General features: G+C 69.9%; 12 protein-coding genes. 9 read left to right on the forward strand and 3 right to left on the reverse strand.

Annotation, left to right across the window (positions count from 1 at the left end; all coding sequences use genetic code 11):
* Window positions 1-105 precede the first annotated feature (105 nt).
* The 4 genes from BLW43_RS07040 to BLW43_RS07055 all read left to right on the forward strand — a co-directional run bounded on the left by BLW43_RS07040 (window position 106) and on the right by BLW43_RS07055 (window position 7,351).
* The gene (locus BLW43_RS07040) at window positions 106-1,839 is read left to right on the forward strand and encodes an nSTAND1 domain-containing NTPase (protein WP_093251605.1); all 1,734 of its coding nucleotides are present in this window, start codon (window positions 106-108) and stop codon (window positions 1,837-1,839) included.
* Window positions 1,836-4,193 carry a WD40 repeat domain-containing protein gene (locus tag BLW43_RS07045; RefSeq protein WP_093250893.1) on the forward strand — a complete coding sequence of 786 codons (2,358 nt, stop codon included), beginning with the start codon at window positions 1,836-1,838 and terminating at the stop codon, window positions 4,191-4,193. Before BLW43_RS07040 ends, BLW43_RS07045 begins: the two co-directional genes overlap by 4 nt.
* Before the next feature lie 17 nt (window positions 4,194-4,210).
* Window positions 4,211-5,137: a hypothetical protein gene (locus BLW43_RS07050; RefSeq protein ID WP_093250894.1), complete on the forward strand. Its 927-nt coding sequence runs from the start codon at window positions 4,211-4,213 to the stop codon at window positions 5,135-5,137.
* A gap of 522 nt (window positions 5,138-5,659) precedes the next feature.
* Complete coding sequence (locus BLW43_RS07055; protein ID WP_093250895.1) at window positions 5,660-7,351, forward strand: DUF262 domain-containing protein; 1,692 nt, start codon at window positions 5,660-5,662, stop codon at window positions 7,349-7,351.
* Between the two features lie 71 nt (window positions 7,352-7,422).
* On the opposite strand, the gene darG is transcribed toward BLW43_RS07055, so the two are convergent.
* The 3 genes from darG to BLW43_RS07070 are packed head-to-tail and all read right to left on the reverse strand — an operon-like array spanning window position 7,423 to window position 13,318.
* Window positions 7,423-8,505 carry a type II toxin-antitoxin system antitoxin DNA ADP-ribosyl glycohydrolase DarG gene (gene darG / locus BLW43_RS07060; protein WP_217632115.1) on the reverse strand — a complete coding sequence of 361 codons (1,083 nt, stop codon included), beginning with the start codon at window positions 8,503-8,505 and terminating at the stop codon, window positions 7,423-7,425.
* Window positions 8,490-9,164: a type II toxin-antitoxin system toxin DNA ADP-ribosyl transferase DarT gene (gene darT / locus BLW43_RS07065; RefSeq protein WP_093250897.1), complete on the reverse strand. Its 675-nt coding sequence runs from the start codon at window positions 9,162-9,164 to the stop codon at window positions 8,490-8,492. The genes darG and darT overlap by 16 nt, the downstream gene beginning before the upstream one ends.
* Window positions 9,161-13,318: an Eco57I restriction-modification methylase domain-containing protein gene (locus BLW43_RS07070; RefSeq protein ID WP_139284003.1), complete on the reverse strand. Its 4,158-nt coding sequence runs from the start codon at window positions 13,316-13,318 to the stop codon at window positions 9,161-9,163. The genes darT and BLW43_RS07070 overlap by 4 nt, the downstream gene beginning before the upstream one ends.
* A gap of 575 nt (window positions 13,319-13,893) precedes the next feature.
* Here BLW43_RS07070 and BLW43_RS07075 point away from each other — a divergent pair.
* The 5 genes from BLW43_RS07075 to BLW43_RS07095 all read left to right on the forward strand — a co-directional run bounded on the left by BLW43_RS07075 (window position 13,894) and on the right by BLW43_RS07095 (window position 19,975).
* The gene (locus BLW43_RS07075; protein ID WP_093250899.1) at window positions 13,894-15,060 is read left to right on the forward strand and encodes a mandelate racemase/muconate lactonizing enzyme family protein; all 1,167 of its coding nucleotides are present in this window, start codon (window positions 13,894-13,896) and stop codon (window positions 15,058-15,060) included.
* A gap of 52 nt (window positions 15,061-15,112) precedes the next feature.
* Window positions 15,113-16,264, forward strand: a complete 1,152-nt coding sequence (locus BLW43_RS07080; RefSeq protein WP_093250900.1) for an NAD(P)/FAD-dependent oxidoreductase — start codon at window positions 15,113-15,115, stop codon at window positions 16,262-16,264.
* 234 nt (window positions 16,265-16,498) lie between these two features.
* Window positions 16,499-17,524, forward strand: coding sequence for an alpha/beta fold hydrolase (locus BLW43_RS07085; protein ID WP_093250901.1), 1,026 nt, complete (start codon window positions 16,499-16,501; stop codon window positions 17,522-17,524).
* A gap of 303 nt (window positions 17,525-17,827) precedes the next feature.
* Window positions 17,828-18,913, forward strand: a complete 1,086-nt coding sequence (locus BLW43_RS07090) for a TRAP transporter substrate-binding protein (protein WP_093250902.1) — start codon at window positions 17,828-17,830, stop codon at window positions 18,911-18,913.
* Between the two features lie 93 nt (window positions 18,914-19,006).
* Complete coding sequence (locus BLW43_RS07095) at window positions 19,007-19,975, forward strand: TRAP transporter small permease subunit (RefSeq protein WP_093250903.1); 969 nt, start codon at window positions 19,007-19,009, stop codon at window positions 19,973-19,975.
* Window positions 19,976-19,991: the final 16 nt, after the last annotated feature.

The following is a 19,991-nucleotide window of genomic DNA, read 5'->3' on the forward strand; positions in this document are numbered from 1 at the left end:
CATGAAAATCCCCTGCAAACCACGCATTCCAGCTTGCTTAGCGAAGGGTAAACACGCAACCGTTGTCTTGGATTTGCGCGACATGCAGGAGGCGAGGCGCGCGCCATGCTGTTGTTCCTCAGTCATTCCGGGGCCGACACTGCGGCGGCCCGCGACCTGAAGGCGCGCATCCTCGCCGCCCCTGAAGCCCGCGCGGCGCAACTCGACGTCTGGCTCGACGTCGACCGCGGCCTCGAGGCCGGCGGACCGGCGTGGCAACGGCAGATCGAGGATGCGCTGGAGCAGGCGACGGCGTTCTGCGTCTATGTCGGATCGCGGGGCGTGACCAACTGGGTCGAGCGCGAGGTGCGCGTGGGCCTGTCGCGGGCGACCGGGGACGGCGCCATCCCGTTCGTGCCGGCGCTCGCGCCCGGCGTCGCGTCGCGCGCGCTGCCGCCCTTCGCGCGCCAGCACCAGGCGGTGCGCGATCCGTTGGGCGACGATCAGGCCCTTGCCGATCTGGTCCGCGCGGCACTTGGCAGGGCCGACGCGCCGGTCCTTGTCGAGGAGCCCTTCGTCGGCCTGCGCGCGATGGAGGAGAGCGACGCGCATCTTTTCTTCGGCCGCCGCGACGAGACGGACGCGCTCGCCACGAAGCTCCGCGCCCATCCCATCGTCGCGGTGGTCGCCGACAGCGGCGCAGGCAAGTCATCGCTTGTGCGCGCCGGGCTCGCGCCGGCCTTCCGCGGCGGCTTGCTCGAGCCGGCGGACCGGCCGCAGCGGCCGGGGGCGCTGCGGCATGTGGTCGTGATGCGCCCCGGCGGCGACCCGACCGAAGGCCTGCGCCGCGGCGTCACCGAGGCCGCCGGCGCCATGGGGCTAGCACCGGACGCGCAGGCCGGATTGCGCAAGCGCATCGACCTCGGCCATCCGCCCGAGACCGCCTATGCGCTGCGGTGCGACCTGCCGCCGGAGCTGACCGACACGCTGCTGATCGTCGACCAGCTCGAGGAGCTGGTCACGCAGACGCCGGCGGCCGAGGCGCAGCGCTTCATCGCGCTGCTGATGGCGCTGGTCGATCCCGGCGCGCAGCGGCGGGTCCGGATCGCGCTGACGGTGCGGGCGGACTATTTCAACCTGCTCTCCGCGCATCCCGCGCTATTCGCGCGACTGACCGCCGATGGTGGGGCTGCGCAGCTTCGGCTAAAGGTCGTCGGCGCAAAGGGGCTGGAAAAACTCGTCCGCAAGCCGCTGCGGATGGCGGGCCACGGCGATGCGGGCGAACAGGCGGCGCTCGCGACCGCGATCCAGCGCGACGTCTCCGACCGGCCGGGCGATCTCGCACTGGTGCAGATGGCGCTGGCGGCGTCGTGGCGGCGCGCGCAGGTCGACCGGATCGGGCTGACCGCCGCCTACGCCGAGGTCGGCGGCGTGCTGGGGGCGCTGGCGCACGAGGCCGAGCGGGTGCGGACCGAGGCGCTCGACGCCGGCGAGCAGGCGCTCCTGTTCCCGCTGCTCATCCGGCTGATCCGGCTCGGCGACGCCGGCGGGGCCACCCGGCGGCCGGTGGCGCTCGCCGACCTCGACGAAGCCCGGCGGGCGTTGGCGCAGAAGCTCGCGAGCGAGGCCAGCGGGCGGCTGCTGGCCGTCGGCGAGGCGGCGGTCGAGATCGCGCACGAGGCGCTGATCCGGCAATGGCCGTGGCTGCAGCGCGCGATCGCCGAGGCCGGTCCCGACCTGCGCGCGCTGGCGCGGCTCGCGGATGCGGCAGCAGCGTGGCGTGAGGGCGGCCGCGCCGCGCGTCTGCTGCCCAACACGGCCGACAGAACCGCCTTTGAGGCCCTGAGGAGCAGGCGATGACATGGCTTCTGCCGCACGAGCAGGCCTTCCTCGATCACGCCCGGAGGAGTCATCGCCGGTGGAGCCTGTTCTATGGCGCGGTCGCTGCCATGCTGGCGGTGTTGGTCGGCGGGGTTGTCGTCATGGCGATCGCAGCCGCTGAGGGGCGGGCGCAGGCGGAGCAGGAGGCGTGGGCTGCGCGGCGAAACGAGATGGGGGCGCTGGCGGCGCTATCGTCCATCGCCCTGGATCAGGGCCGCCCGGTCGATGCGTTGAAGCTGGCGCTGGCGGCCTGGCCACGCCGCGCCGGCGACGGCCTGGCGCAGCTCGACGCGCAGGCGCGGCCTCACGGCGAGGCTGTATCGGCGTCGCGCGAGGCCATTCGCCTTTTTGCAGGTGGTGGTGACGTCACCAGCGTCGCGTTCTCGCCCGACGGGGCGCGGCTCGCCACAGGGTCCGGGGACCGCACGGCGCGGCTCTGGGACCTCGCCTCGGGGCGCGAGATCGCCCGGCTCGAGGGGCATGGAAACCGGGTCGGCAGCGTCGCTTTCTCGCCCGATGGGGCTCGGCTCGCCACAGGATCATTCGACGGCACGGCGCGGCTCTGGGACCTCGCAACGGGGCGCGAGATCGCCCGGCTCGACGGGCACGAAAGAGAGGTCAACAGCGTCGCGTTCTCGCCCGACGGGGCGCTGCTCGCCACCGGGTCGTGGGACCGCACGGCGCGGCTCTGGGACCTCGCCTCGGGGCGCGAGATCGCCCGGCTCGACGGGCATGAGAGCGCGGTCTGGAGCGTCGCGTTCTCGCCCGACGGGGCGCGACTCGCCACCGGGTCCCATGATCGCACGGCGCGGCTCTGGGACCTCACCTCGGGGCGCGAGATCGCCCGGCTCGAGGGGCATGTGGGCTCGGTCGATAGCGTCGCGTTCTCGCCTGACGGGGCGCGGCTCGCCACTGGGTCCGTGGACGAGACGGCGCGGCTCTGGAACCTCGAAACGGGGCAAGAGATCGCCCGGCTCGACGGGCATGAGAGCGCGGTCTACAGCGTCGCGTTCTCACCCGACGGGGCGCGGCTCGCCACTGGGTCCACGGACCGCACGGCGCGACTCTGGGACCTCGCCTCGGGGCGCGAGATCGTCCGGCTCGAAGGGCATGAGAGCGCGGTCTACAGCGTCGCGTTCTCGCCCGACGGGGCGCGGCTCGCCACCGGGTCCTGGGACAAAACGGCGCGGCTCTGGGACCTCGAAACGGGGCGCGAGATCGCAAGGCTCGAGGGGCTTGGGGGTGGGGTCGCCAGCGTCGCGTTCTCGCCCGACGGGGCGCGGCTTGCCACCGGGTCCGGGGACGACACGGCGCGGCTCTGGGACCTCGCCTCGGGGCGCGAGATCTTGAGGCTCGAGGTGCATGGGGACTACGTCAACAGCATCGCGTTCTCGCCCGACGGGGCGCGGCTCGCCACTGGGGCCACGGACCGCACGGCGCGACTCTGGGACCTCGCCTCGGGGCGCGAGATCGCCCGGATCGACGGGCATGAGAACCGGGTCTGGAGCGTCGCATTTTCGCCCGACGGGGCGCGGCTCGCCACCGGGTCCGAGGATCGCACGGCGCGGCTCTGGGACCTCGCCGCGGGGCGCGAGATTGCCAAGCTCGAGGGGCATGGCGGCTCGGTCTTAAGCGTCGCGTTCTCGCCCGACGGGGCGCGGCTCGCCACCGGGTCCCATGACCGCACGGCGCGGCTCTGGGACCTCGCCTCGGGGCGCGAGATCGCCCGGCTCGAGAGACATGAGGACTCGGTCACCAGCGTCGCGTTCTCGCCCGACGGGGCGCGACTCGCCACCGGGTCCTGGGACCGCACGGCGCGGCTCTGGGACGTCGCCACGGAGCGCGAGATCGCCCGGCTCGAGGGGCATGAGGAAGGGGTCACCAGCGTCGCGTTCTCGTCCGACGGGGTGCGGCTCGCCACCGGGTCCACTAACCACACGGCGCGGGTCTGGGACCTCGAAACAGGGCGCGAGATCGCGCGGCTCGACGGGCATGAGGCCTCGGTCTCGAGCGTCGCGTTCTCGCCCGACGGGGCGTGGCTCGCCACCGGGTCTTGGGACCACACGGCGCGGGTGTGGAACCTCGCCTCGCTGCACGATGGCGACGCCTTCGCTCTCGCCTGCGCGCGCCTGCCCAGGGTGAACGGCGTTCCCGATACCGACGTCTCGATCGCGTTGGCCGGGACCGGCATTGAGGATGTCGCGCCGATCTGCGACCCGGCCGACCGCCCGCCCATGCCCTGGCGCCTGACGCCCGGCGCGACCGAGCCGCAGCCGCCGGCGGCCGACCTGCGCTCGGCCCTCGGCCGCCTCCTCGAAGACCTCATGCCCTGATCCCGGAGCGCCCCGCCATGCCTAACCCCCTCGACGCCTCGGACTTCGCCCCGATACGTGCGGACCCAAGATTTGCCCACGAGCACGACCGCCGCGAGGAGCACGCCGCCGCCGCCCGCGCGGCGCAGGCGACCTATCTGCGCCTGACCCGCCTTTTCGTCGCCGCCACCGCCGGCGTAGCGATCCTCGCCGCCCTGTCGCTCTACGGGACCGGGGCGGAGGGCGAAGGCGCCCCGGTCGCAAGCGAAGGCCTGAAAGCGTGGCTCGCTCACCCGGACGTGCGTTTCTGGCTGCTCCTCGCCCAAGCGGTCGGGGTCGCGCTGGCTGGGTTCAGCGCCTTCATGCTCGCCACCCGCGACTACCTCGGTCGGTGGCGTGAGCAGCGCGAAATGGCGGAGACCGGTCGAAGCGAACGCGGACGGCTCGCGCTCGAGATCGGCCACCGCCTCGGCCCCGACAGCTTCAGGGCAGGCGCGGCCTACTTCGTGGCCGACCTGATCGACGGACAGGTCGCCTACCTGAAAAAAGCAACGGCCGATCAGGGGCGCCGTGCCTTCCAGCAGACTGCGCTGACGGCGATTGTCGTTGCGTTGGCCGCCGCGGCGCCGGTGCTCGGCGGCATCGGACACGCAGGGTTGCTGCTCGCTGGCGCCCTCGCGGCGGTGATCGCGCCGGCGCTGTTCGCCGGTCTCAAGACCTGGGGCGAAGCGACCGGCGCCGGCGAGCGCGAGAAGCTTCACGCAGCAACGCGCGACCTGCTGCGCAAGGCCGGCGCCGAGCGCGGCGAGCTCGATGAGGCAGTCGCGGACAACGACCTGCCGCGCGCAATGGCATATGCCGAGCGGGTGTTCGCCGCGCTGAGGACCGACGTCGACGGATTCCTGAAGATCACCGGCGCAGCCCCAACGCCGCCCGCGCCTACCCCTCCCGGCCCGAAGCGCTGAGCGGCGTATGACCGCCGTTCCCACCCCCGCCACGCACCCACTTCACAAGCCGGTGGTTGAGCGTGAGTTCGCCAACCGCTCAGCCCACTATAATTGCGTCATCGTCCTCTGCGTCCGCTACAGCGCCCCCAACCGGCAGAGCAGGAGACAGTGAACCGTTACGCCCGCCACACCCGCGATGCCACCCCATGACGGCATCTGGAAAGCGCCGCCGTCAGCGATGATCCCGTCGTCAGCCTCGCCAACATGGAGGGCTGACCCCTGCCTCACCGGAGATCACGCTGGCCACCGCCAGCTTCACCATCCCATGGCACACGACCCTGCATCGCGTTGACGCTCGGAAGCTCACTAGCTTCCGAGCGTCAGAGCGTCCCAATCTTGGTGACGCCGAGTGAGCACATAGTCGTGGTGGCTGTGCGGCCCCGATCGCGTCCGCCGCGTCACCGGTCGTTTCATCTTGAGCATGGCCGCGAGGCAACAGGCCGGTCATTCTCGTCGGACGGAAGCAGTTGGGATCAGAGCATGGAAGCGCGCAATCGAACGATCGAGGAATGGTTCGGCTGGGTAAGAGAGGGCCGGGTGGTCTTGCCGCGGTTCCAGCGCTTCGAGGCCTGGGGCGGCAGTCAGATCGAAGGCATCCTCGAAAACATCCTGCGCAAGCCTGCGCTCCCGGTCGGCGCGCTGCTGATCCTCGAGGTCGGGGACACGCCGCCGTTTCATGCGCGGCCCATCGCAGGAGCACCAGAACCGACCGTGACGCCGTCGTATCACTTGCTCGACGGGCAGCAGCGTCTGACGGCGCTCTGGCGCAGCCTCACCGGCGACTACGAGGACGTATCGTTCTTCGTGGAGATCGGTGAGGTCCGTGAGCCAGACGTCACCGCGATCCGCCGCTTTCGCAACAAGGGCGAGCGCTATCCCCGTTGGTGTGACGATCCGGCAGAAGTCTGGGCCCGCGGTCTCATGCCGGTCACGGTCCTGATGCCGGGTGACGCCGGCGCACAGAACTTGAAGACATGGGCCAAGACGGCAGCCTGCGATGACGTCGAGGCGCTTCTGAGGATCAGCGAGGTCGGGGCGGAGTTGCGCGCGCGTGTGGCCGGGTTCTCGATCCCGTTCCTGTCACTACCGCTAGGGACGGACAGGGACGCCGCGCTGGACGTCTTTATCAAGATGAACACGATGAACACTGCGCTCTCCGCCTTCGACATCGTCGTTGCGCAAGTTGAAGCAGCCATCGATCAGTCTCTCCATGAGCTTGTCGAGGGGCTTCGCGCTGCGGTGCCCGAGTTGGCCGATTTCGGGCAGCCCGGCGAGATCGCCATGCAGGTGGGCGCAGTCTTGTCCGGCAAGGCGCCGAACCGCGCGACCTACTTGGCGCCGGACTTTGGACGCGACCTCATCCGACTATGGCCAGACGTCGAGCGCGGCCTCCGGCGAGCTATCGACTTTCTCGCGGAAGAGCGGATCTTCACTGGCGGTCTGCTCCCCGCTGACCCCCTGCTGACCCTGCTCGCCGCTTTCTGGGCCTCAGCGCCGGAAGGCAAAGACGCCGAGGGGCTGGCCCGACGGCTGGCGCGGCGCATCTTCTGGACCGGTGCCTTCTCTGACCGCTACCAGAAGACCAGCGCAACGCGGACCGATCTCGACTACCGACAACTCTGCGCCTTTCGCGACGCAGGCGGACCGACGCCTGATCTGCTCGATCCGAATCTGACGCCATTGCCGGAGATCGCGGAGCTCCAGACAGGCGGGTGGCCGAAGACCAAGGATCGGCTGGGGCGCGCGATAATGGCGGCCTCGCTGCGCATCGGCGGCTACGACTTCGCCGACGAGGCAGCCTTCGCGAAATCCAACTTCGCGCGGCGCGAGTACCATCATCTGTTTCCACGAGCGCGGCTCGAGACAGAGGGCCGGCCCCGCCGCCTGATCTACTCAGCGCTGAACTGCGCACTGGTCAGCTGGCGGACCAATCGGACGATCGGTGACAAACCACCGTCTGTCTACATCGCCGAACGGGCCGAGGAGGTCGGCGTGGAGCCGCAGGAGGTCGCCCGCCGCCTGCGGTCTCACGCGATCCCGCCGGCGGCGCTGCAGGCCGATGACTTCGACGCGTTCCTCTCGGCCCGGGCTGCAGCGGTGCACGCGGTCATGCGCGGCTTGTGCGCAGGTGAGGTTGTGTCGCCGGAAGCGCTGAGGTCAGAGGCGGCGTAGGTTTTCGCCGATCACTCGCCCAGCAGCGGCGGCGCTCGTCACGCGCCTTGACGCGTGTCTCGCGGGATCGATCAGATCGGGTCCGTCGCGATCAGGTGGTCGATGGCCGTCTCGATATGGTCGCGATGAAAGATCCCCGCCTTACGGGCCGCCGAGCCTTCAGGGCCGGGCCATGCGCCGATGGCCTCGGTCATCGGCTGAGCTTTCATCTCCACCCCTTCTTTGCGGCGGAGCCAGTCGACCGTGGCGAGCAACTCCATGCCGTGCGGCGACTGGAAGCCGTCGATGATCGCCGTCACCCGGTCCAACGCGGGGCGCAGGGTCGCCGCCGCCTCGGTCGTGAGGAACGCGGTTACGCGATCGCGGCGGTCATGGCGGAAGCGGATCGGGTCGAACGGCCTCGCCTCCGCGACGCGCCGCTCGCAGGTCAGATAGCTGCCGTCGAGGCTGTCGAGCAGGTGGCGGACCCGATCGGAATACGGGCCGTAGCGGTCTGGCGCGAAGCGCCCGTCGATCGGGTCATCTAGCCGCAGGCTGCGGCTCGCGACGGAGAGGAACCACGCGAGCTTCTGCGCTTCGAGGATCGAGCAGTCGAAGCCGAGGATCTCGTAGCGCGCGATCATCTCGGACATGAGCGCCCTCGCCGGCGTCAGCTTCTCGACGCCGCGCCGTTTCACGACGTTGCGGTAGCTGTCACTCGGCTCGAATACGGCGACCGCCACGTCCATGTCGCCCAGCGCCTCGGTGATCAGCGGCTTCACGTCAGTCCAGTCGAGCCCGCCGTTGCCGGCGCCAAGCGGCGGGATTGCGATCGAGCGGATGCCGCGCGCGGCGATCTCGCGGCGCAGGTCCGCGAGGCCCGCCTCGATCCATTCCAGCCGTGACGGGCTACGCCAGTGGTCCTTCGTCGCGAAATTGATGATCCAGCGCGGGCCGAGCATGTCGCGCCGCTCGGTGACGAACAACCCGCCCGGCGCGATGTCGCCTGCCCTGCATGCGGCGGCGTAGGCGCGGAAGTTCTCCGGAAACGCCTCCTTGAACATCAGCGCGACGCCCTTGCCGCTGACGCCCACCGTGTTGACGGTGTTCACCAGCGCCTCGGCGTCGGCGTCCAGCAGGTTTCCAGCGCGATAGTCGATCATCGGAAATACCATTCCGGGCGGGCCTCGACGAACATCGCCACGCCCGCCGCCTGCGCCATCATCTCCACCTTCTTCTTGGCAGCGTCCGAAGCGCAGGCCAAGCCGAGAAGCGCCTCCGTCGGCACATGGCCATGGGCGAGCGCCTCGGCCATGTAGCGGTCCATCTTGTCGGGATAGGCGTCGGTGTTCTGGAAGTCGCTGTCGCGCAGGATGCGCCAGTCGAGCATCGCGGCGAGTTCGGCGTGGTCGGCGGTCCACCGCGCTGTCCGGATGAAGGCGTGCCGGTCGGTGAACAGTGTCGTGACGCCATGCGCCGCGAGCCGGGCGATGCTGGTGACCATGACCACGATGTCGGCGTTCGGCCGCTTGGTGATCCCCTTCCATCCGGTCTTGATGTTCAGCAGCATCGGCGAGCGGGGCGTGAAGTAGAACGGCACGTAGTCCGCCAGCGTCCCATGGGGTGGTTCACGAACCGCGTGGCGGGCGCGGTCCTCGATCAGGTCGGCGTTGCCGATGGCCACGAAGCTGGGCGCGCGCAGGGGGCTGCTGGCGCAGGGCAGGCCGTTGGCGAGAAGCCAGGGCAGGTTGTCGCAGTGGGTGATGCGGAACAGCAGGCCGCGCTCGGGCGAGAGGTCTCGCGGATAGACCGCCCTGCGCCCCGCGCCGGTCATGGCGCCGCGCCGAGGCGGCGCAGCTCCTCGGCGGGGTCTAGCGGCATGCGCGGGGGCGCGGTGCGCCACATCAGCGCCACCTCCTCGGGCGTCAGGCCGTAGGCGGCGTTGACGGCGTCGGACAGGCGGCGCTCCAGCGTCAGGATCTCGGCGGCGGCGGCGCGGGCGGGCTCGACGGTGTCGCGGTACTCTTCCTTCAGGCGGGCGATGTCGGCGGCGGAGAGCTTGCGCTTCTTCGGCAGAACGGCGCGGACGGCGGCCACGAAGCCGTCGGCGTCGAGCAGGTGCGGCGCGCCCAGCGCACGGCCTGGCTTGTCGAGGCCGAACTCGTGGTGGAGCCAGTCGAGGATTGCGGCGTCGTACGATGCGCACCGCTCTGCGCCCGCGCCGAGGGCGACGACAGCGTCGGCTTCGCACGCGTTCGGCATTGCAGGGATCGGGAACGCCTCGACCAGTGGATTGAAATAGCGCAACGCCTCGTCCTTGCCGTGTTGAGCCGCTCGCCACGCGAGCCAGTAGCCAACTGCGGAATTCATGATCGAGGCAATCCAATGGTCGCCTGTTGGAATAAAGTAACCTGCGTTGTTCAAAAAATACCCATTCGTGTCGATGTGGAAGGATGGCCCCCAAGATATGTCGCCGTAGCATAGCTTGGGAGCTTCCAATGCTTCCCAGTAATCAACGCTGTCCTGAATCTCGAACCAGGCGTAGCTCCCCGCTTTCCGGCCGGCCCACTTTGCGTCCGGTTCGAGCGATGACCAACCGTCCGGCTTCGGTTCCAGGCGCTCCCGGAACCCCTCAAGATGGCGCTTCACGGCGGGATAGGCGTCGATGTCGATCCCGCGCCGGGTGAAGATCATCCACAAGCCCTGCCAAGGCGCGTGCCACCGCTCGATGTCCTGCCCGCGCAGGTAGGGCTTGATGATGTCGGCGCAGCCGGGGTCCTCGCGCACCAGCCGGTCGCGGGTGGAGCCGTCGATCAGGAAGGCCTCGTTGAGGCCGGTCAGCACGCCGCGATAGGGCTTCACCCCGGCGTATTCGGCCAGCGGCACGCCGTTGCGCCGGATCTTCTCCAGCAGCGCCACCACATCGGGTGGCTCCAGCGTCCAGCTCTCGCGGGTGAAGTGCGCGCGCGGCAGGGGATAGGTCGCGGCGGCCACCGCCCCGCCCAGGCCCTTGCGTGGCACGGCGTCGCGCGGGATGACGCAGACGTCGGTCTCGGCGCGCGGCTCTTCCGCCGGGACCGGCCGGCGCACCACGACGACGCAGGGGAACACGTCAGCGTCAGGGAAGAAGTGCTTGGCGTGGCCGAAGTCGGCGATGAACTCCAGCTCACCCCGCTCGGCGAAGACGCCGCGCAGCGCCTCGGCGTAGCCCGCGCGCAGCCACTTGTTCGTCACGACGAAGCTCAGCCTGCCACCGGGCTTCAGCAGGCGCAGGGCCTGTTCGTAGAAATAGACGTAGAGGTCGGCCATGCCGTCCCATGCGGCGTAGTCGAGCCTCAGGGCGCGCTTGACCTCGTCGCCAAGCAGCTCCTGGCGCACATAGGGCGGGTTGCCGATGATGGCGTCGAACCCGCCGCGCGGCGCGGTCGAGGTGATCTGCGACCAGACGTTCGGGAAGCCGATCTCCCAGTGAAAGAAACCGTGCTCGGCCACCCGGGCGGCGGCGGCGTCCAGGAGGGTCTGGGCCACAGCGCGGCGCCGGCGGTCGCCGGTGATGGCGGGAAACAGGCTCGGCTCGTCATCGGGCGTCTGCGTCGCCAGCGCCGCCATGTCCTCGTCCGAGGCGACACGCTGCGCGCCCTGGGCGATGCCGGCGGGGTCGCCGTAGGCCCGGGCGAAGACGGCCTGCAGCGCCTCGGCCCTCTCGAAGGCGGCGTGCTGGGCGCGCAGGCGTTCGAGGTGCTTCTCGCTCTTGCCCGCGGCCTTGGCGAGCGGCGGCGGCGCCTTTTTCGGCGCAGCGTCGATCACGCCCATCATCCGCTCGGCGGCCAGCAGGGAGAACAGCGCCTCGACGGGGCCGACGGCGTCCTCGTAGGCGGCGTAGGCCTGCTTGGAGGCCTCCACGTCGGCGAGGTCGCTGTCGGTGCGCTCCTCGATCTGCTCCATCAGCCCGCCGACCGCCTCGATGGCCGCGATCTGGCCGACGTTGAACAGGCTGTCGGCGGCGCGCAGGGCGTCGATGGCGCTGGCGGCGCGCAGGCCGACGATGCTGTCGCCGCGGCGCAGGTGATGGTCGAGAAACGATAGCGGCGCGCCCACCGTGAAGCTGTGCAGCCAGAGGCTGACCTTGGCGAGTTCGACCGCCATAGGGTTCTTGTCCACGCCATAGACGACGCGCTTCAACACCATGCGGCGCACGATGTGGCGGTCCTCCAGCTGGCTTTCGACGAGCGGCCAGCGTCGGGCGCGCGCGGTTGCGACGATGCCCTCCCGGATCGTCGCGATGCGCTCGGTCAGAGGCGAGGCGTAGTCGCAGAACGCCGCCGCCGCCTCGGCGTCGGCCATCGCCTCCAGCACCTCGTCGGCGAGCCAGTCGACAAGGCTGACGAGGAAGTGGCCGCTGCCCATCGCCGGGTCGCAGATGCGCAGGTCGAGTATGCGGCTCGCGGGGTCGTGTCGCCGCAGCGCCTCATGACGCTGGATCAGGGGCCGGCGGTCTGAGGCCAGCGCGTCGGCCACGCGGGTGAACTCGGCGCGCGCCTCGGCCACCAGCGGGCCGACAGCGCGCTCGATGATCAGCGTGACCAGGTCCTCGGGCGTGTAGTAGCTGCCCGAGGATCTTCTGGCGCTGAGATCCTCGCGGACCACGACGCGTTTGCCGTCGAAGGCGAGGCCGTGCTCAAGGATGCGCTCATAGACGGAGCCGAGCTGCTGCACGCTGAGATCGCGATAGTTGATGTATTTCGGGGCCCGGCCGTCCCCTGCCTCGAGGTGCGACAAGTTGAACACGACATCGGCCAAGGCGGCGTCTGGCAGCGATACATGCTCGAGAAGCGGTGAGGCGGAAGGGGCGAACAGGCCGCCGTTGTAGGGCGGCACGCCGAGCGCATCGTCGCCCTGGGCGATGGCGCCGAAGGCGCCCTTCAGGCGACCCCAGAGCGTCGAGATCCGGTCCGACCAGGTCTTGCCGGCGGCTCGCCCGTCGGCGACCTCACGCCTGATCCGCGTCAGCGAATAGTCGGCGTATGGCCCGCTCTCGTCCGGCAGCAGGTTCCGGTCTTCCGCATAGAGCACGAACAACAGGCGATAGAGCAGCACCAGCGCCGCCGTGCGCACCTCGTCCAGGCGGCCGTCTCCGGGCGTAACGCCCGCGGCCCGCGCAATGGCGTCGGCCAGCCTTGGAAACACCGTCCGGAAGACGATCTGCGAGAGGTCGTGGGCGACGCGGGCCTCCCATTGAAGGCCCTCGCGCCGCGCGAGCTCGTGGAACGTCTCGCCGTGCTCCGTCGCGACGAAGGCCTCGCGACCGAACAGGAGCATAAAGAGCTTCAGGACATGCCGCCGCCAGGCATCGGCGTCCATGCCCGCTCCCGCGAGGTCGATCAGGTCGAGCTCGCACCCGGGCAGGCCGAGCGCCTTTCCGAGGTCGATCTCGAGAAAATCCTCCGCGACAGACACCGCGCCGCTGAAGTAGAGCCGCCAGACGCGCCCGTTGGTGAGGACGCCCCAGCGCAGGGCGCCCCCGGTGAGATCGTCGATGCGGCGCAGGTACCGGAGCATCTGCGTCGCCGGGACGCCCGCCTCCCCCGTCGCGCGTCCATGCGCTCGGTCAAGCGGCCGAAGCCAGCGCTTCGACTCGACCACGCAGAGCGCCCGGTGCAGGCGCTGCGTGGGATCGCCGCCCGCGGCGGCGTCCTTGTCGCCGGGCGTCTCGAACAGCAGCAGGTCGGGAACGTCCTCGCGCCGCTTCCCGGGCAGTTTCTGCTGGGGCAGATACGCGTCCCAGCCGAGCGCCTCGACCATGGGCCAGATCAGCTCGCTCTCGGTCTCGGCTTCGTTGGGCGTGCGCGCCGCCATGAGCGCCCGAAGGCGCGCGGTGGCGAACTCGGCGAATGCGTCGACGTCGCCCTCTGGGAGGTGCGACCACCGGTCGGTCCCGCTGATCCCCTCCGAGAGGAAGTCGAGGGTGAAGAGCGAGCCTGAAAGCATCTGCAATCCGTGACGAAACTGTGAGAGGATGGCGAGGGCCGACGGTGCCGTCAAACGGAACGCGCCCGATGTTGGACCACAGTGCGAGGACTGACCGGTCGATCTGTGCGTAGCGCAACGCAGCTCTGAGGGCCATCTGACGCTGCGCGACGCGATGACCAGACCATGCCGAAATAGCCGATCGAGGCCCCATCTCATTTTGGAGGCCGGACGTAACCCGTTGATCCCGCACAGGCGCTTAGGGCCTTTTTTGGAGGCGATTTCCGAGCGAAATCAAGGGGCCTCGCTGACTCTTAATCAGCGGGTCCACGGTTCGAGCCCGTGCACACCCACCATGCTTCCCGAGACGACAGGTTTGAGCGGCGGCGCCGGACTCCGCCGCGTTGCGCCGCGCCGCCTCCGCACTGATGCGCGTCGACGATTGACCGTGCGCGGCGAGCTGCGGCCGCCGGCCGAGCGGTCGGCGAGCCGGGTCGCACAGGGGCCGGCAGGTCGACTTGACCGTGGCGGCGATGCCGATAGCCTGACGGTACCACCCGGTGTTGCGCCGCGCGACGAACCCAGGAAGACCGCCCATGCGCATTCTTGAAATCCGCGAAGCGATCGTTCCGATCTCCTCGCCCATCCGCAACGCCTACATCGACTTCTCGAAGATGACGGCGAGCGTCGTCGCGGTGATCACCGATCAGGTGCGCGACGGCCGGCCGGTCGTCGGCTACGGCTTCAACTCCAACGGGCGCTATGCGGCGAGTGGCCTGCTGAACGAGCGGTTCCTGCCGAGGCTGCGGGAGGCCGCGCCCGAAACGCTGCTCGCAGACGACGGCTTCATCGACCCCGCCAAGGTGTGGGACGCGCTGATGGCGAACGAGAAGCCGGGCGGGCACGGCGAGCGCTCGGTGGCCGTCGGGGTGATCGACATGGCGGTGTGGGACGCGGTGGCAAAGGCGCGCGGCGTCCCGCTCTGGCGCCATCTGGCTGATGCGCACGGCGACGGGACGGCGGACGAGAACGTGTTCGTCTACGCCGCCGGGGGCTACTACCACCCCGGAAAGGACGACCGCCAGCTTCAGGAGGAGATGCGGCGCTATCTCGGCATGGGCTACGAGGTCGTGAAGATGAAGATCGGCGGGGCGTCGCTGGACGAGGACCTGCGCCGCATCGAGGCGGTGCTCGCGGTCGTCGGCGAGGGGCGCCGCCTCGCCGTGGACGCCAACGGCCGGTTCGACCTCGAGACGGCGCTCGCCTACGCCGGGGCGCTGCGCCCCTACGAGCTGTTCTGGTACGAGGAGGCCGGCGATCCGCTCGACTACGCGCTGCAGGCCGAGCTGCCGAAGGTCTATCCGCATCCGATGGCGACGGGCGAGAACCTGTTCTCGCACCAGGACGCGCGCAACCTCGCCCGCTATGGCGGGATGCGGCCGGACCGCGACTGGCTCCAGTTCGACTGCGCGCTGAGCTACGGCCTCGTGGAGTATTTGCGCACGCTGAAGGCGATAGCGGGCGAGGGCTTCGGGAACCGCAATTGCATTCCCCATGGCGGCCATCAGTTGTCGCTCAACATCGCCGCGGGGCTGAAGCTCGGCGGCAACGAGAGTTACCCGGAGGTGTTCGCGCCCTTCGGCGGCTTCGCGGACGGCGTCAGGATCGAGAACGGGCGCGTGGGCCTGCCCGACGCGCCGGGCGTGGGCTTCGAGCTGAAGGGGAAGCTGATCGCCGCGATGCGGGAGGCGACCGGAACCTGAGACCGGCGCCCGTTCGGCCCTGCGCCCCCTGCCCGCAACGATCGAGAAGCGCATGAGCATCGATTCCCACGAGGTGGACTGCGTCGTGATCGGCGGCGGCGTCGTCGGGCTGGCCATCGCGCGCCGCCTCGCGCTTGATGGCCGCGACGTGATCCTGCTTGAGAAGAACCACGCCCTCGGCGAGGAGACCTCGAGCCGCAATTCCGAGGTCATCCACGCGGGGATCTACTACGAGGCCGGTTCGCTGAAGGGCACGCTTTGCGTGGAGGGCAAACACGCCCTCTACGCGTTCTGCGAGCGGCGCGGCGTGCCGCACAGGCGCCTCGGCAAGCTGATCGTGGCGGCGGACGACGACGACATGCCGGCGCTCGAGCGCGTTTCGCAGAAGGCCGCCGCCAACGGCGTGACGGACCTGCGACCGCTGTCGCGGGCGCAGACCCTAGCGATGGAGCCCGAGCTGGACGTGGCGGGCGCGCTGCTGTCTCCGTCGACGGGGATCGTCGACAGCCACGCCTACATGCTGGCGCTCGCCGGCGAGGCGGAGGCGCATGGCGCCGTGATCGTCACCGGCGCCGAACTGCGCGGCGGGGAGATCCTGCAGGACGGGCGCATCGCCGTGGAGACCGGCGGCGACGAGCCCGTGCGGCTGATCGCAAGGCTGGTGGTCAACAGCGCCGGGCTGTGGGCGCAGCGCGTCAGCGCGCGCATCGCGGGCCTCGACGCGGCGTCGATACCGCGGGCGGTCTACGCCAAGGGCCACTACTTCTCGCTGCGTCAAAGCGCATCCTTCGAGAGGCTGATCTATCCCACGCCCGGCGGCGGCGGCCTCGGCGTGCACCTGACGCTGGACATGGCCGGCCGCGCGCGCTTCGGCCCCGACGTGGAGTGGCTGGCGCAGGACGAGCCGGCGAGCCTCGATTACTCGGTTCCGCAGGCCCGGGCGGACGCATTCTACGCCGCCATCCGGCGCTACTGGCCCGGCCTGCCCGACGATGCGCTGGTCGCGGACTACGCCGGCATCCGGCCGAAACTCTCCAGCGAGACGGGCCAGAACGTCGACTTCCGCATCGACGGGCCGGAACGCCACGGCGCCGAGGGCTTCGTGGCGCTCTACGGGGTGGAGTCTCCCGGCCTCACGGCCTCGCTCGCGCTCGCTGACCGGGTGCGCGACGTCGCGCTTGGCGGAACCGCCGCGCCGAGGTGACGGCCGCGCCGCATGGGCGGCCCGAGCGGTCGCGGGTGAAGCCGCACGGCGCCTCGGCGCGGTCGGATCAGGCTGCGGCGGCTTTCCGCAACGCGGGGCGCCCCGCCCGCCGAGAAAGACCGAAGAACGCTTGCGCGCAGTGGTTCATGCGCCGACCTTCAGGGGCGTTCGGAGAGACGCGGCGCCGTGCATGTTGCGGCCTGCGGAGCTTCGCCACCTGGCAGGAGTATCCCGATGGCCTCGCCGCTTCCCCCGCTGCAAACCTTTCAGCTGAATGATTTCCGGCTGCAGTGCGGCGCGACGCTGCCCGAGGCGACGCTCGCCTATCGCACTCATGGCGCGCTGAACGCGGACCGGTCCAACGCCATCGTCTATCCGACCTCCTTCGCCGTGACCGACGCGGACGTGGCGTGGCTGATCGGGCCCGGGCGCATCCTCGACCCCGAGCGCTACTTCATCGTGGCGCTCAACATGTTCGGCGCCGGGGTCTCGACCTCGCCGAGCGACATGGCGCGCGACCCCGGCACAGGGCGCTTTCCCAGCTTCAGCCATGTCGACAACGTCACGGCGCAACACGCTCTGATGACGGAGCGATTCGGCGTCGATCGCCTCGCGCTCGCCTATGGCTGGTCGATGGGGGCGCAGCAGGCGCTGCACTGGGCGGCGCTGTTTCCGCATCGGGTGGAGCGGGTCTTCGCCGTGTGCGGCGCGGCGCGCACCTCCGTCCACAACTGGGTCTTTCTCGACGGCGTGCGCGCGGCGCTGACGGCCGACCCCGCCTGGGACGGCGCGCGCTTCACCGCGCACCCCGAGCGCGGCCTGCGCGCCATGGGCCGCATCTACGCCGGCTGGGCGTTCAGCCAGTCCTTCTACCGCGAGCGCGCGTTCGAGAGGCTCGGCCACGCCGATGTCGAGAGCTACCTCGCCGCGGTCTGGGAGCCGAACTTCCTGCGCCGCGATCCGCACAACCTGCTGTCCCTCATCGACACTTGGCAGCGCTGCGACATCAGCGCGAACGACGTGTTCGGAGGCGATCTCGACCGGGCGCTGGGCGCGATCACGGCGCGCGTCGTGCACATGGCGGCGGACACCGACCTCTACTTCCGCGCCCGCGACATCCGGGCGGAAGCCGGGCGCATCCCGAACGGCGAGTACGCCGAACTGCGCACGGTCTGGGGGCACCGGGCCGGCAACCCGGACGGCAGCCCCGGCGACGAAGCGGCGATCCGCGACGCCGTGGAACGCCTGCTGGCGCGCTAGATGGTCGGTCGAAAGCTCGAACGCATACACAGGGCCCGGCGCTCCGGCTGGAGAATGCCCATTCGCAAGGCACAAGCGCGCCGACTGCGCGTGCTTCTCGCCGATGTGCGGTCAGGTTGCCGCAGATGTGCTTGCAATTTTCTTCAAGCGCGGCGAGGTAGCAGTGTCGGTTCGGCGGCCTGCCCGCCCCTGCGACGCCGGAGGAAGACCGCAACGACAGAACGGCAGTGCGGCGACCTCGGCCTCCCACATGCGGAAGGGGGCGGCGTCGATGAAAAAATCCACAACAGGAGGAGTTACATCATGGAACGACGCAAGTTTCTGAAGGCCGCGACCGGCGGCGCCGTGGCCTCGGCCGCGCTCGCGGCGCCCGCCATCGCCCAGAGCCGGATCGACATGGTCATCGTGTCGACCTGGGGCCGCGATTTCCCCGGCCTCGGCACCAGCGCCCAGCGCCTCGCCGCCCGCATCGAGCAGATCACCGAGGGCCGCATCGCGGTGCAGTACTTCGCCGCCGGTGAGCGCGTGGGCGCCTTCGACAGCTTCGACGAGGTCGCTTCGGGCAATGCGCAGGCCTATATCGGCACCGACTACTACTGGAAGGGCAAGCACGCCGGCTGGTCGCCCTTCACCGCCGTTCCGTTCGGCCTGACCTACACCGAGATCGACGGCTGGATGAAGTTCGGCGGCGGCCAGGAACTCTACAACAAGATCGGCGACGAGTTCGGCCTGCGCGGGTTCCCCTGCGGCAACACCGGGCTTCAGATGGGCGGCTGGTTCAACAAGGAGATCAACTCGCCGGAGGATCTCCGCGGCCTCAAGATGCGCATTCCGGGCCTCGGCGGCGACGTCATGTCCAAGGTCGGCGCCTCGCCCGTCTCGCTGCCCGGCGGGCAGATCTACGAGAACCTCGTCTCCGGCGCCATCGACGCGACGGAATGGGTCGGGCCGTGGAACGACTTCTTCCTCAAGCTCTACGAGGCGGCGAAGTTCTACTACTGGCCGGGCATGCACGAGCCGGCGAGCCAGGTCTGCCTCGGCATGAACGCCTCCTGGTGGTCGACCGTCCCCGAGAACGACAAGCTGCTCATCCAGGTCGCCTGCGCCGAAGAGAACGCGATGCAGCCGGCCGAGACCAACTACCAGAACGGCATCTATCTCAACCGCCTGGTGAACGAGTACGGCGTCGAACTGCGCGAGTTCAACGACGACGTGTACGAGGCGTTCGGCGATGCGGCGACCGAAGTGATCGAGGAGGCCCGCGACCACAGCGCGCTGGCCGCCGAGATCTTCGACAGCTTCCTCGCCGCGCGCGGGAATGTCGGCGTGTGGACCAACTACTCCGACGCGCCCTACGTCGCCAAGCGCAACCGCTACCTCAAGATCTGACGCGTCGCCTCCGGAGCCGCCGGCCGCTCGCGGGCGGCGGTTCTCGGGGTTCTCGCGCCCTGCCGGGCGCTGGACGATCGGGGGAAACACCGCATGACGGAAACGCCCGCCTCGCGCGCGATCGCGACGCGCACCTTCGGCTGGACGATGCTCGCCGTGATGGCGGCCTTCCTGATCAACGTCGTCCTCACCTTCTGGTTCGGCCTGCCCGGCGCCGGCGCGGCCTTCGCCGGCGGCGGGATCGCGGCGGTCGCGCAGGCGGCGCTCTACCCCGCCGCCATGGCCCTGGCCGTCTGGTCGGTCCGGCGGCGCCCCGACGCCACGCTGCGCGAGGAGTCCCAGCGCGCGACGGCGCTCAACAATTTCCTGATCCGTGCGGCCTTCTGGGTCGTCCTGCTGGTCGGCCTCGGCGACGCCGTCGTGTCGTTCCTGCGCGTCGACGGACTCCTTGAACCCCTGCTCGGGGCGCAGCTGGCCGGCGACCTCGGGCGTTCGCAGTATCGCGGACTGCATCTCCACGTTCCGCTCGGGCTGCTCGGCGTCGCCATCGCGGCCGTCACCCGTTCGCTCGGGTTCGTCTGGCTCGCGCTGCTGGTGGTGGCGGCCGAGCTGCTGATCGTGCTGAGCCGCTTCGTCTTTTCCTACGAGCAGGCTTTCATGGCCGATCTGGTGCGGTTCTGGTACGGCGCGCTGTTCCTGTTCGCGTCCGCCTACACGCTGCGCGAGGAAGGCCATGTCCGGGTGGACCTGCTCTACGCGAGCATGTCCCGCCGCGCGAAGGGGCGGGTCAACGCCTGGGGTTCGATCCTGCTCGGGGCCCTGCTGTGCTGGACGATCCTGATCCTCGGGATGGGCTCCACCTCCAGCATCATCGTGGGCCCGCTGCTGGTGTTCGAGGTCACGCAGTCCGGCTTCGGCATGTATGTCAAGTATCTCATGGCCGGCTTCCTCGGCGTCTTCGCGGTCACGATGATGGTCCAGTTCGTCTCGCAGTTCTTCGAAGCGGTGGCGGACCGCCGCGACGAGCCGGGCGCGCGCGAGACCGCATCGGAAATGATGTAACCAGACAGGGTCGTTC

This window comes from Rubrimonas cliftonensis (assembly GCF_900107585.1).
Lineage (GTDB): Bacteria > Pseudomonadota > Alphaproteobacteria > Rhodobacterales > Rhodobacteraceae > Rubrimonas > Rubrimonas cliftonensis.